Source organism: Streptomyces sp. NPDC002787 (genome assembly GCF_053592095.1).
The window spans coordinates 1-12,825 of record NZ_JBSFVC010000056.1 but is presented as its reverse complement, the minus strand read 5'-3'; the positions used below and the strand labels follow the sequence as shown (position 1 = coordinate 12,825).

The window sequence follows — 12,825 nt, the reverse complement described above, 5'->3', positions numbered from 1 at the left end:
TGGCTCAGGGCCAGACGCCGGAAAAGTCGATCTTCTGCGCCCAGTCCGGGTGATCTATCAGCGGGTTGCGGTTGCCCTGGAGTTCGGCGATGGCCGCGTTGCGGTGGCGTTCGTACTCGCTCACCGGCTCGCCGGCGTGCCAGGCCAGCAGGGTGGGCAGCCGGTTCTCGGGGAACTCGGTGCGGACGTCGCCGACCAGGCCCGGATAACGCAGCAGGAAGTAGAGGGTGGCGCGGGCCACCGCTCCCTTGCCGGCCTCCGGCTCGAAGCCGATCACGTCCCGGTCGGAGCCGATGGGATCGCGCATCCCGCATTCTTCCCGCACGGCTTCCTGGAAGCCCGGGAAGTCGAAGTAGGCGAAGTTGCTGCGGAAGCTGTTGCACTCGACCTCGCAGGCGAACAGATGGTGGAGGTCACCCCGCATCGGCTCTCTCTTGGTGAACCACGACTGCGGCACCACGTGTTCACAGTTGAACGGCATCGACGCCTCCAGCGCGTCGAACTCGGCCTCGAACTCGGCCGGGCCCGCCGTGCCCTCGTGCAGGAAGAGCTCCTGTATACGGGCCAGCCGGGCCTCCGCCACGGCGGCGTCCGCCAGTATGAACTCCTCGGGAGAGAAGGCCTTTCCGGAGTAGATGCTCCGCAGCCGGCCGTCCTTGTGCAGATCGACCCAGGGGTAGACGAGCCGGTTCGGCTTGTACTTGGGCCGGGGTGAGTGGGTCTCCTCCAGCAGTTCGGTGAGCGTGCGGCGCAGTGTCTCTCCGTCGTCGGTGTCGATGTCCGCGTAGTAGGCGTCGCGTGCGGCGGTGTCGGCCTGCCGGTCGTAGTACGGCCGTTCGCGCCCGAGGCGAAGGCTGATCAGGGCGGCCTCCACGTCCCTCTCGACCGCCAGGGCCCCGTCCGGCGGCCCGGCCGGGGGCGGCGGCGGTGGTGTGGGCGCGAGGAAGGGTGGCGGGGTGGGCACCGGCGTCGCCGGGTGGGCCGGCAGGTCGAGTCCGATGCTGATCCTCAGGGGAACGGTGAGGTGGGTGATGCCGTCGGTCACGCGTATCTGTGTTCCGTCGGCGCCGGGCAGCTCCCTCGGCCCGTCGAGCGAGGGCGCGGGCGGCGGCGCAGGTGCGGGCCGAGTGGTTCCGACCGGTGCCGTGACGGTCTTGCCGGTCGGCCCGGTGGTGAGGACCTCGTCGCGGAGCCGGGCCGCTGTGCCGGTCAGGCTGATCGCGCGGAGGGCGCTCAGCACACCGCTGATCCGCACGCCCTCATTGGCCAGCCAGGCCAGTCGTTCCTCGCCCATCTCCGGCGTCCAGACCGTTCCGTCGACGCTCAGGGGACGGCCCTCGCCGTCGGTCTTCGGGACGGCCGAGTGGTGCAGCGCGACGACCTCCCACTGGTCGTTCAGGACCGGTGAACCCGACGAGCCCTGAAGGGTGTCGGCCGTGGAGTGCATGAACCGGTCCAGGATGTCGACGACCTGGTTCTCCCGCAGCGCCACCTGCTTGGGCTCACCTCTGGGGTGCTGAATGATGTTGACGAACTCTCCGACGACGATCTTGCCCTGCTCCTCGCTGAGGGGCAGCCGGCCGAACGAAGAGAGAGCCGCGCCCCGCGCCCCGCGTTCGGCCACCGCGACCAGGCTGAAGTCCAGCTCCCGGTCCGTGACGAAGAACCTCTGCGGCTCCAGCTGGAACACCGTCGGTACCAGCGGCCGGCCGTCGACCCCGGCCTGCAGGTCGAACGCGACGGTGCTGCGGCGTGCCGCCTCCTGGCTGCGCAACACATGGTTGTTGGTCAGCAGCAGCGAGGGGGAGACCAGGAAGCCCGTGCCGTGGCCCCCGCCCGGCCCGCTGACGCTGATCCGGCCGACCGAGCGGGCCACCAGGGCGCCCTTCTCCAGGAACGCGACCGGGGTGAGGTTGTTGCGCCCGATCAGGCGCTCCAGCCCCAGCATGCCGCTGCCGAAGTACTCGGGCGGCAGCCGCAGGGTGCTTCCGGACGCGGTACGGGGCTCGGACGGTTCCCGATCGATCGCCCTGGCCTGAGACCAGTCGGCCCCGAGGCGGTTCAGCCGCTTCTCGACGCGCTCCGGTTCGTCGGCGTACAACACGCCACGGGTTTGGAGCAGTTCCTGGTGGCGCTTCCGTCGCTCCGTCCGGTTCGCGAACCGGTCTGCGGCGTTCGTCAGCTGTGACAGGTAGCCGGATTCCGTGAGGGAGAAGAGTTCCGCCGTCGTCATGGGTCCGCCTCCCGCAGGTGGGGGTGGGGTTGGGGGTACGGCGCGCTACGCCACGAGTCGGGTGCTGCGCGATGCCTGGTCGGGGTGGGTGCCGAGGTAGCCGTGCGCGGAGAACGCGGCGGGTGAGAAGGCGCCCGGCGTGATGTCGTCGCCCGCCGCGAGCTCCACGCAGGCGGTCTGCGGCTGGGCCGTGCTGAGACCGAGGCGGCAGGCGGTGGCCATGAGCTTCACGGTGATGAAGTCGGCGATCTGGGCGCCGAACTCGATGGGCCTGCCGGCGATGGTGATGTCGCCCACCGCGAAGTCCCGGTCCGCCGGCACCTCGTAGACGGCACGCACCGGGGAGCCGGTGTCGCCGCGTTCGTACGTCCAGAAGCCCTTCGGGTTCGAGCCGTCGGGGCTGCTCCAGCCGTCGGTGGCGAGGTCGTCGAAGTAGATGCCCACGGGGTCGCTGAGCGCGATGTCCGCCTTCTGCCGGGCGATGGAGTTGACCACCTCACCGATGTGCGGGTCGCTGTTGCGGTCGGGAACGCCGTACTGGGCGCAGGCGATGAGTTCCTGTGCACCGGTCAGTTCCCGGCCGCCGATGACCCGCCGGATCGTCGCGGCGGCGGCGAGTTCGATCTCCGCGCCGAGGGTGTTGGACTGCTGGATGAGGTGCATCGCCCCCTGGGTTGTGGAGTCGTTCCACTTGTTACGCCGTATGTACCGGCCGTTGGGCGCGAACAGGTCGCCCTTCCGGACGTCGGGGCCGATGTGGGCGCGGTAGAGGTCGAGGGCCTTGTCCGGGTCGGTCTGCGCCAGCACGTCCCAGTACTCGGGTCCTTCGCAGGTGAAGACGGCGCGGGTGATCTTCCCGGCGCTGTCGCGGGTCACGCTCCACTCGCAGTACTCGTCCTGCACATCGCGGCTGGCGTCGGCGCGTTCCCAGCGCTGCCGGTCCGAGATCACGGACTTCAGACGGTTGGGGAAGGCGGTCCAGGTGACGCCCGCCTGGACCGCGTCCGTGGCGGTGTCCGTCTTGGTGAGGTTGTAGAACTGTGGCCTGGGACTGTTGTGCAGTACCTCGCCGGGGTCCGGCCCGGAGACCGCCTCGTCGACGCTGTCGCTGATGAAGACGTGCCACGCCTTCCTCCCGACGTCGTCGAGGTCGGTGAGTCGGCCGGGGGGTCCGTACACGTTGATGGTGGTCATGGAGAACCTCCGGTGGTCACGACACCGACGGCGCCGTCCTCGTTCATGCGCAGCCGAGGCGCGTCGGCGGGGATGTCGGTCGTCGGCAGGGTGAGCGCGAACTCGTTGAGCCTCATCTCCTTGAACGTGCGGCGCCGCGACTCCGCCAGTCGGGTGCAGTCGTCGAATCCCGACGCCGTACGGATCCGGGCCGAGACCTTCTCCAGATACAGGTCGATCCGCTGGGCGAGGACGCGGCGCCAATCGGTCTCGGGGAGCGCCCAGTTGCGCGCGAACTCGGCCTCGGGGCTGTCAGTGGGCAGGGACCGAGCGGCGGTGACGACGGCCGTCGCGATGTCGTCGCACCAGGTCGACACGGGTACGGGCACAGTGGGCACGTACGTCATCAGGCGGGCGCGGACCGGGCTGAAGACGGGGTTGGGGAAGTCCACCATCAGCGCACAGGCCGCGAACCTGGCCGGCACCAGTCCCTTGTCCACCAACTGCCGCACCACGTCGTTGTCCTCGTACGCGGCCTCCGGGACGACGAACGCGAAGAACGTGTCGCCCGGTCGGGAGAAGCCGCTCACCTGTTCCTCGAGGCGGAAGCCGTAGGCCGAGAGGCTGTCCGCGTACAGGGGCGCGGGTACGGTCGGCGCGGTCTCCACGCTCACCGGCAGTCCGAGGTCGTTGAGCAGGGCGTCGGCGTTCAGCCAGAACCCCAGCGGCGGTGTCAGGTCCCGTCCGCCAGAGGCGACCGTCGCGCTCTGCGTGGACGTACTGGCGAGGTTGACCGTGGTGGTCGTGAACAACTGCCGCAGCAGACGATCCGGGTGCACCACCATGCCGTTGTCGACGACCGCCGAGAGGCGGGCGGCGGTCCATCGGGAGACCAGGCCCTTCACCGTGAGTTCCAGGCGCTCGGCACCGATGACCTGCTGGTGGAGGGGGTTGGCACGCAGGGGGTCGTCCGGGGCGAGGTGGATCGTCGCGGACATGGACTGCCAGTTGCTCCAGGGCTGTTTGAGTTCCTTCATGACGACACTGCCGTTGACGTGACTGTCGAAGCAGCCTTTTCCCCGTGACTCGGGTGCCAGTGACGACCAGGAGTCGCCGGTCCACACCCAGGCCGGTGAGATCCGCATGTAGTAGTTGAAGACCTGAGCCACCGGGTCCCAGGCGGCGACCTGGAGGAAGACGGAGCCGGGGTCGCTGCTGACCAGCAGGTCGGGGTCCTTGCCCGGCGCCGCACGGGAGATGGCGAAACGGAAGTCGCGGCGGAGTCCGGGCGCCTCGCCCGGGGGGATCTGCCCGGCCTCACTGATCAGATACACGGACTGCACCGGAAGAGCGCCCGCCCCCGTGAGCCCGTCCAGCACCTCTTCCAGCGTCATCGGCCAACGGCCCTGCCGGAAGAAGACGGTGGCCATCGGGTCCCGCAATCCGACGAACTGCTGGTCGGGCATGGGGGTTGGACCCCGGTCCACACCACTCACTCCGCGATACAGCGTTCCCGGCCGAAGTCTCCCACCCTCGTCCGCGGCCGCGAACGCTGTTGCCGGTTCGGCCACCGGCCACGCGGTCGCTCGGCGACGCTCAGGGGTGCGGTCCCACAGCGACATGAATCTTCCACCCTTCGTCGCACACCACCAGGGGGACCGCGCACACCACAGGGCAACCGCTCGCGTCAGCAAGGGGACCGCTCGTGGGCGGAGGACGTGGCTGCGACATGCCTCGGTGAACCGGCCCGCAGTCGCACGGAAACCTCGACAACTCCTCGACGGAGCCATCGCCTTGCCCCGACACCGGGGTGGTCCTGATCTCTCCTTGTGTCGGCTGCCCCTCTTCGATGCTGACAGCTATGGCAAAAATGCGCAAAAGGGTCATGTCCCCTGCTGGAGGTCATGGCCGGCCGAGTCACCCCGGATCTCGGTGTTCGGTGGAGGTGCCTTGACGCCGAGTCCGGTGCGGCCTGTCATGTCTATGCCCGTTGCGCTGGACCCGTGGGAGTCGACCGTCGCCACTGCCGACACGCTGGGCGCGGGTGGCCGGCGGCGGCAGCGGTCGTTCGACGAGGGGTGGCTCTTCTTGTCTGCTGTCCCCCCACGGCGGCCGACGCGGGCGTCCACGTGCTCGGTCAGTCGCGGCCCGAACCCCGGTAGAGGTCCAGCTCCCCTTCCAACTCCACGGCGAGAACGGTCGCGTACGGGTCGAGGTCGGCCTCTCCGGGCGCGTCGATCCACGTCACGCCGGGTACCGCGTCGAGGCCGCCGATCACCTGGTGGCCCACTGCCGTGCCCGTGCCGAGGACGGTGACCCTCTTGACGCGATTGCGCAGCCCTCGCACCGCCACGGATTCACGCGGCACGTCGAAGCACATCAGATACAGGGTGCGCCGGTCGGCGGAGAGGGTGCTGGGGCCGTAGTGGTGCCCGGCGGGCAGCCCGGCGACCGTGCCGTACACGGCGTCGGAGTGCCGTCCGATCCACGCGCCGAGCCCCTCCAGCCGTTCGATCTGCTCGGCGGGGATCGTCCCGTCCTCCCTCGGCCCGACGTCCAGCAGCAGATTGCCGCCCATGCCGATCGTCTCGGCGAAGTAACGCACCAGCTGCCGTACCGACTTGTGGTTGTGGTCCCCGTGCTGGAAACCCCAGGAGTCGTTGATCGTCAGGCACAACTCCCAGGGCCCGTCGGGCGCTTCGAGCGGCACCCCCTGCTCCGGGGTGGCGTAGTCGCCGTGGCTGAGCATGCGGGCGTTGAGGATCGTGTCCGGGTTCTCGGCGAGGATCAGCTCGGCCAACTCCCGTATGCGCCACTGCTCTTCGGTGCGCTCCCATTCGCCGTCGAACCACAGCAGATCGGGGCGGAACCGCTCGACGAGCTCACCCACCTGGCCGTCCCGGTAGGCGAGATAGCGTTCCCAGGCCGCCGGGTCCTCCTTGCCGGGTTCGGCGTGCGAGTAGGGGTTGGCGTCGTTGCCGCCCGGGTGGGTGTTCGTCCACTCGTCGATGTCCGGGTGGCGCAGGCTCGCGTAGTCCGGGTGGTTCCAGTCCGAGTGCGAGTAGTAGAGGCCGACCTTCAGGCCCTGCTCGCGCAGCGCGTCGACGTATCCGGCGATCAGGTCCCGGCGTGCCGGGGTGCGCCCGACGACGCTCAGGTCTCCCTGGGCGGTGTCCCACAGGGCCACCCCGTCGTGGTGCCGGGCGGTGAGCACCGCGTACTTCGCGCCCACCCGGGCGAACAACTCCGCCCAGGCCGTCGGGTCGTAGTGGGAGGCGGTGAAACCGTCGAGCTGTTTCATGTACTGCTCATGCGTCACCTCGCCCCAGTAGAAGGACCAGGACTCCGGCACTCCGTCCACGGCGTAGATGCCGTAGTGGATGAAGATGCCCAGCTTGGCGGCGGGAAACCAGGGTTGCATGGTCATGCGCCCACGCTAGGCGGAGGGCCGGTGCGGTCGCGTGGGCGCCGGTCACCACTACTGGTCGATTCTCACCGCGTGTACTTCGACGACCAGCTCGCCGGGTTCGTCACCGCCTCCGACGTCGGCAAGGCCGACTCGGCGAGCGGCCAGGTCGCCTCACGCTCGGCGTCGGTGCTGAGCGCCACTTCGCGTGAACGATGCGGAGCGGGCCGTGACCCCACGGCCCGCACCACGCGAAAGGTGCCGCCACCCGCCCGGTCCCTCGGGCCCCGCGAACCTCAGGTACATCGGTCAGGCACAGGAATGTCCCCGGCCCTGTCGGGTACGCGAGGGGCGTCGCGCCCGGGACGGACGCCGTCCCGGGCGGCCTTTTCCATCACTACCTGGGATCTTTCATGGACATACCTGCCAACAACCACGACGCGCCCCAGGCCGCCTCGCCGGCCCAGCAGGCGCTGACCACGCTCGCCCTCGACACCCACGACCCGGCCGCGCTGGACACACTCGCCGGCAGTGATGTGCTGGTCCCCGTGCCGGACGACGCCGACGAGGCGGCCGTGAGCGATCCGACGGCCGTGGCGCTGCCCGTCCTGGAGCAGCCGGGCGGCGAACAGGTCGTACCGGTCTTCACCTCGGAACCGGCGATGGCCGAGCTGCTGCCCTTCGTGTCGCGCTACCGCCTGGTGCCCCTGGGAGCCCTCGCCTCCCAGTGGCCGACCGACGCCGACCTCTCCCTGACCATCGACGCCGGTTCCCCGCACGGCCTGACCCTCGACGCCCACGACGTGGGCACCCTGCTGGGAGGACAGGGGATCTGACCCGTACGGATATCCGTACCGATCTCCGTACAGATTTCCGTATAGATTTCCGTACCGATCAGGGAACGGCCCTCACGGCCCTCACAACCCCTTGCCGGGGTTGAGGATCCCGTGCGGGTCGAACACCTCCTTGCCGGCGTGAAGATCTCGCCGGCGTCAGTCCTGCCGCAGCATGCGGGCCAGGACGTCGCGTTGCAACGGCAGTACGTCGGCGTGCAGGTCGCGGCCCTTGTCGGTGAGGGTGACCCACACCCCGCGCCGGTCCTCGGCGCAGACCGACCGCTCCACCAGGCCGTCCTTCTCCAGGCGCCCGATCAGCCGGGACAGCGCGCTCTGGCTGAGATGGACCTTCTCCGCGATGTTCTGTACCCGGCACAGGTCCCCGGCCGCCGTGGCGGCGGCCAGGCCCGACGCGAGGACGTCGAGCACCTCGAAATCGCTGGCGCCCAGGCCGTGCGGGTGCAGGACGCGGTCGATCTCGCACATGGTGCGGGCGTGCACGGAGAGGATGTCCCGCCACTGGTCCTCGAGCCGGGCACCGGCCGTGTTCGCTGCCATATGTGCACGGTAACAGAGCGCGCAGGGTCATTTACCATGCAACTAGTGCAGCCGCATGCATCGCGCCCGAGCGCCGCTCCGCACGAGCGCCCCGCTACTCGGTGGCGGTGTCCTGCAGCAGTCCGATCAGGTTGCCGTCCGCGTCCTTCACCGAGGCGATCAGCCGGCCGCCGCCCACGTCGTGGACGTCCTCCAGCGTCTGAGCGCCGGCCCCGAGCAGTCCCGCGAGCGTCGCCCGGATGTCGGCGACGTGCCAGTACGGCACCGGCCCCGTCATCCCCTTCGCGTGGCCGTTGGGGTCGAGGCCCACGTCCTGCCCCGCGTCCTTGAACCCGACGTAGTACGCCGAGTCCGCGTACGGCTCGACCTCCAGCAGGGTGCTGAACAGCTCCTTCGCCTGAGCCAGGTCCTTGACGGGGTAGATGATGGTCTTGAGTCCAGCGGTCATGGCGTACTCCTCCGCGGTCGTTTCCGGTCGCTGTGATCTACGTCCACGCTAGGCCGCGGAAGCCCGTGCGGGCTTCTCCGATCCTGACCGGTCCCGACCGCCGAGGCACCCCGTCAGGAGCGCGACGTCATGCCGGGCGGAGCCACAGCGTGGCCAGTGGGGGCAGGGTGATGCGGATGTGGGCCGGGCGGCCGTGCCAGGCGTGGGGTTCGGGTGTGACGGGGTGGGGGTTGGTGACGTCGCCGCCTCCGTAGACGGCGGCGTCGGTGTTCAGGACCTCCCGCCAGGCCGGCACGTCGTCGGGCACACCCAGGCGGTAGTCCCGCCGTACCACCGGGCTGAAGTGGGAGACGGCCAGCAGAGGCGTCCCGTCCGCGTCGAGCCGCAGGAACGCGAAGACGTTGTCCTCGGCGGCGTCCGCGCTCACCCACTGGAAACCGGCCGGATCACTGTCGCGCTGCCAGAGGGCGGGGGTGCGGCGGTAGACCGTGTTGAGGTCGCGGACCAGGTCCCGGACACCGCGATGGTCGGCCTCGGCGCCGTACCCCGGATCGAGCAGCCACCAGTCCGGACCCTGGGCTTCCACCCACTCCCCGCCCTGGGCGAACTCCTGTCCCATGAAGAGGAGCTGTTTGCCGGGGTGGGCCCACATGAAGCCGAGGTAGGCGCGGTGGTTGGCGCGCCGCTGCCACCAGTCGCCCGGCATCTTCGACACCAGGGCCCGCTTGCCGTGCACGACCTCGTCGTGGGAGATCGGCAGGACGTAGTTCTCGCTGTAGGCGTACACCATCGAGAACGACATCTCGTTGTGGTGGTACTTGCGGTGCACGGGCTCGTGCTCCATGTAGCCCAGCGAGTCGTGCATCCACCCCATGTTCCACTTCAGGCCGAAGCCCAGCCCGCCGCTGTCGGTCGGGCGGGTCACGCCGTCCCAGGCCGTGGACTCCTCCGCGATGGTCACCACCCCCGGCGCCCGCCGGTACACCGTCGCGTTCATCTCCTGCAGGAAGGCGACCGCGTCCAGGTCCTCGCGCCCGCCGAACACATTGGGGGACCACTGACCGGAGTCGCGCGAGTAGTCGAGGTAGAGCATCGAGGCGACCGCGTCCACCCGCAGCCCGTCGACATGGAACTCCTCGCACCAGTACACGGCGTTCGCCACCAGGAAGTTGCGTACCTCGGTGCGGCCGAAGTCGAACTCGTAGGTTCCCCAGTCGGGATGCTCGGCCCGCCGGGTGTCCCCGGGCTCGTAGAGGGGCTCCCCGTCGAAGCGGCCGAGCGCCCAGTCGTCCTTGGGGAAGTGGGCGGGCACCCAGTCCACGATCACACCGATCCCGGCCCGGTGGAGTGAGTCGACCAGGTACTTGAAGTCGTCCGGGCCGCCGAGCCGGGCCGTGGGCGCGTAGAACCCCGTGACCTGGTAACCCCAGGAGCCGCTGAACGGGTGCTGGGCGACCGGCATCAGCTCGACATGGGTGAAGCCGAGGTCGGAGACGTACTCCGGGAGGACATCGGCGAGTTGACGATACGTCAGTCCCGGTCGCCAGGACGGCAGATGGACTTCGTAGACGGAGAACGGCGCCTCGTGTACCGGGGTGTCCCCGCGCCTCGCCATCCACTCCGCGTCGCCCCACTCGTAGTGGGAGGCCGTGACGACGGACGCCGTCGCGGGCGGCACCTCCGCCTGGCGTGCCATCGGGTCGGCCTTGAGGAAACGGTGGCCGTGACGGGAGGTGATCTCGAACTTGTAGCGGGCGCCCTCGCCCACCCCTGGCAGGAACACCTCCCAGACCCCGGACGCGCCGAGGGACCGCATCGGGAACGCCGTCCCGTCCCAGCAGCCGAAGTCCCCGGCGACACGCACCCCTTGGGCGTTCGGCGCCCACACGGTGAAGCGGGTCCCGGTGACGCCCTGGTGCGTCATCGGCTCGGCCCCGAGTGCCTTCCACAGCTGCTCGTGCCGCCCCTCCCGGATCAGATGCAGGTCCAGCTCGCCGAGCGCGGGCAGGAACCGGTACGGGTCGTCGACCTCGTGATCGGCGTCCTCGTACGACACGAACAGCGTGTACGCGGGGACGGCGTCGAGCGGCAGGAGGACGGAGAAGAGCCCGTCGCCCTCCGAGGCGAGATACGTGCGCTCGCCGTCGATCACGACGCTCACGGCATGGGCGTACGGCCGCAGGGCCCGCAGGGCGACCCCGCCCGGCACCGGATGGGCGCCGAGCAGGGCGTGCGGATCGTGGTGTGCCCCGGAGAGCAGCCGCGCACGGTCGGCGGGATCCAGGGGAGGGGCGGGCACGGTCAGCCGCGGTCTGCGCCGGGGCGGGCCGGCCGACTCGGGGGGCGTGCTGTCGCGCAGGGCCACGGCTTCAGTCTCCTCTCACGGCGAGACGCTCGATCGCCGCCATCGGTACGGGGAGCCAATCGGGTCGGTGCCGCGCCTCGTACAGGACCTCGTACACGGCCCGGTCGGTCTCGTAGGCGCGCAGCAGACCGTGCTTCTTGCGCGGGTCCCAGCCGGCGCGGGCGGCGTAGCCCGCGCAGTAGGCCTCCCGGCAGCGGCGTGCCCATTCCGGGCGCCAGGGGCGGCGCTGCCGGGCGGCGTAGTCGAAGGAACGCAGCATCCCGGCGATGTCCCGCACCGGGGACTGGGTGCCGCACCGCTCGGCGAGCGGACGGGACGGCTCGCCCTCGAAGTCGATGACGAACCACTCCCGGCCGGCCCGCAGTACCTGCCCCAGGTGCAGATCACCGTGGATGCGCTGGGCGGGCGGCCCGACATCGCAGGAGAGCAGGGCACGGAAGGCGGTGCGCAGCCCGGGGACGTACGGCCGCAGTGCCGGTACGCAGCGCGCGGCGGCGTCCAGCCGCTCGGTCATCGCGGCCGCCGTCCGCCCGTTCTCGTCATGGGGCCCGGAGGGGAAGGCCGAGGCCAGCGCCAAGTGCACCTCCGCCGTGGCCCGCCCCAGCTCACGGGCCTCGGCCGTGAAGTCGTGCCCGGCGGCGAGTGCGCCGAGCGCCAGCGTCCAGCCGTCGGACGCGTCGGGCAGGAACGGCTGCAGCACACCGAGCGTCGCCGGGAACGGGTCGGTCGTCCGGAACCACGCCACCGGCGCGGGCACCCGGCCGCACCCCTGCCCCGCCAGCGCACCCGGCACCTCCAGATCGGGGTTCACACCCGGCTGGATGCGCCGGAAGACCTTCAGGATGAACGCGTCCCCGTACACCAGCGAGGAGTTGGACTGCTCGGCGTCCAGCAGCCGAGGCGCCAGCCCCGCCGGAACCCGCACGGCGGGGTCCGCCTCGAAGCGCAGCGGGCCCGCCGTGCCGGGGTGCCGCAGCCGCTCCAGGAGCAGCTGGGCCGAGCGAGGGTCGTACAGGGCGTCGTACACCGTCAGACCCGCCAGGGGGCCCTCGTCGGGTTGCCCGATGAGGGCCCGGCCGAGGCGCGGAACCAGATGGTCGCGTACGCCGAGCAGCAACTGGTAGCAGTCGCCGGCCGGGGGAGCGCCGTGGGGCGAGGGCACCCCGCAGTGACCGGTGTGGCTCGGCTGGCCGGTGTGCACGAGCAGGTGCAGACAGCCCGGATACAGCTCCGTCATCGACAGCAGGGCGAGGTCCGTCACGGGCCGGTCCTTGCCGGCGAACCAGCGCTGCCTCGGCAGCCACTCGCGCAGCAGCCCCGCGAGCGAGGTCATGAGGTCGGCGGTGACCTCGTCGCTGCTCGGCCGGAGCAACGCGGATGCGGTCTTCGACATGGTGACGCGTCCTTTCGCCGGCCCGCGCTTCAACGCCCTCGGGCAGCGCGGGAGAGGACTCGGGAGAGCCGGAACCAGTAGAAGCCGTGGCCCGCGAGGGTGAGCAGATAGGGCAGTTCACCGATGGCGGGGAAACGGACGTCGCCGATGAGTTCGACGGGGTGGCGTCCTTCGTGGGCCCGCAGGTCGAGTTCGGTGGGCTGCGGGAAGCGGGAGAAGTTGTTCACACACAGCACCAGGTCGTCTTTGTGCTCCCGGAGGTACGCCAGCACGGCCGGGTTCGACGACTGGAGTTCGGTGTACGAGCCCAGGCCGAAGGCCGGGTTCTGCTTGCGGATCTCGATCATGCGGCGGGTCCAGTGCAGCAGCGAGGCCGGGGACGACATCGACGCCTCGACGTTCGTCACCTGGTA

The 12,825-nt window shown here is 70.2% G+C and carries 10 protein-coding genes and 1 pseudogene; 1 reads left to right on the top strand and 10 read right to left on the bottom strand.

Translation table 11 applies throughout. From position 1 onward, the window contains the following. Window positions 1-4 precede the first annotated feature (4 nt). The 4 genes from ACWD26_RS41750 to ACWD26_RS41735 all read right to left on the bottom strand — a co-directional run bounded on the left by ACWD26_RS41750 (window position 5) and on the right by ACWD26_RS41735 (window position 6,833). Complete coding sequence (locus ACWD26_RS41750; protein WP_451278608.1) at window positions 5-2,233, bottom strand: endonuclease; 2,229 nt, start codon at window positions 2,231-2,233, stop codon at window positions 5-7. A gap of 45 nt (window positions 2,234-2,278) precedes the next feature. Beyond that, window positions 2,279-3,427, bottom strand: a complete 1,149-nt coding sequence (locus tag ACWD26_RS41745; protein ID WP_451278606.1) for a hypothetical protein — start codon at window positions 3,425-3,427, stop codon at window positions 2,279-2,281. After that, on the bottom strand, window positions 3,424-4,872 hold the full coding sequence (locus ACWD26_RS41740) for a hypothetical protein (protein WP_451278604.1): 1,449 nt from the start codon (window positions 4,870-4,872) through the stop codon (window positions 3,424-3,426). Before ACWD26_RS41740 ends, ACWD26_RS41745 begins: the two co-directional genes overlap by 4 nt. 671 nt (window positions 4,873-5,543) lie before the next feature. Further along, on the bottom strand, window positions 5,544-6,833 hold the full coding sequence (locus ACWD26_RS41735; protein WP_451278602.1) for an alpha-L-fucosidase: 1,290 nt from the start codon (window positions 6,831-6,833) through the stop codon (window positions 5,544-5,546). Between the two features lie 392 nt (window positions 6,834-7,225). Here ACWD26_RS41735 and ACWD26_RS41730 point away from each other — a divergent pair, with 392 nt between their 5' ends. Next, entirely contained in the window at window positions 7,226-7,648 is a 423-nt protein-coding gene (locus tag ACWD26_RS41730; RefSeq protein ID WP_451278600.1) for an SseB family protein, read from the top strand. A gap of 81 nt (window positions 7,649-7,729) precedes the next feature. Here ACWD26_RS41730 and ACWD26_RS41725 read toward each other — a convergent pair. The 6 genes and pseudogenes from ACWD26_RS41725 to ACWD26_RS41700 form a co-directional block, all read right to left on the bottom strand. Further along, window positions 7,730-7,789, bottom strand: a pseudogene (locus ACWD26_RS41725) (FAD-linked oxidase C-terminal domain-containing protein); the annotation flags it as partial. A gap of 15 nt (window positions 7,790-7,804) precedes the next feature. After that, a complete protein-coding gene (locus ACWD26_RS41720; RefSeq protein ID WP_451278598.1) occupies window positions 7,805-8,206 on the bottom strand; it encodes a MarR family winged helix-turn-helix transcriptional regulator in 402 nt (133 codons plus the stop codon). A gap of 94 nt (window positions 8,207-8,300) precedes the next feature. Then, on the bottom strand, window positions 8,301-8,654 hold the full coding sequence (locus ACWD26_RS41715) for a VOC family protein (RefSeq protein ID WP_451278596.1): 354 nt from the start codon (window positions 8,652-8,654) through the stop codon (window positions 8,301-8,303). A gap of 127 nt (window positions 8,655-8,781) precedes the next feature. Further along, window positions 8,782-11,019: a 1,4-alpha-glucan branching enzyme gene (gene glgB, locus ACWD26_RS41710; protein ID WP_451278594.1), complete on the bottom strand. Its 2,238-nt coding sequence runs from the start codon at window positions 11,017-11,019 to the stop codon at window positions 8,782-8,784. A 4-nt stretch (window positions 11,020-11,023) separates the two neighbouring features. After that, the gene (locus ACWD26_RS41705; protein WP_451278592.1) at window positions 11,024-12,412 is read right to left on the bottom strand and encodes a maltokinase N-terminal cap-like domain-containing protein; all 1,389 of its coding nucleotides are present in this window, start codon (window positions 12,410-12,412) and stop codon (window positions 11,024-11,026) included. A 29-nt stretch (window positions 12,413-12,441) separates the two neighbouring features. Next, window positions 12,442-12,825: alpha-glucosidase C-terminal domain-containing protein (locus tag ACWD26_RS41700; RefSeq protein ID WP_451278590.1), on the bottom strand; the 384-nt coding region annotated here is incomplete at its 5' end.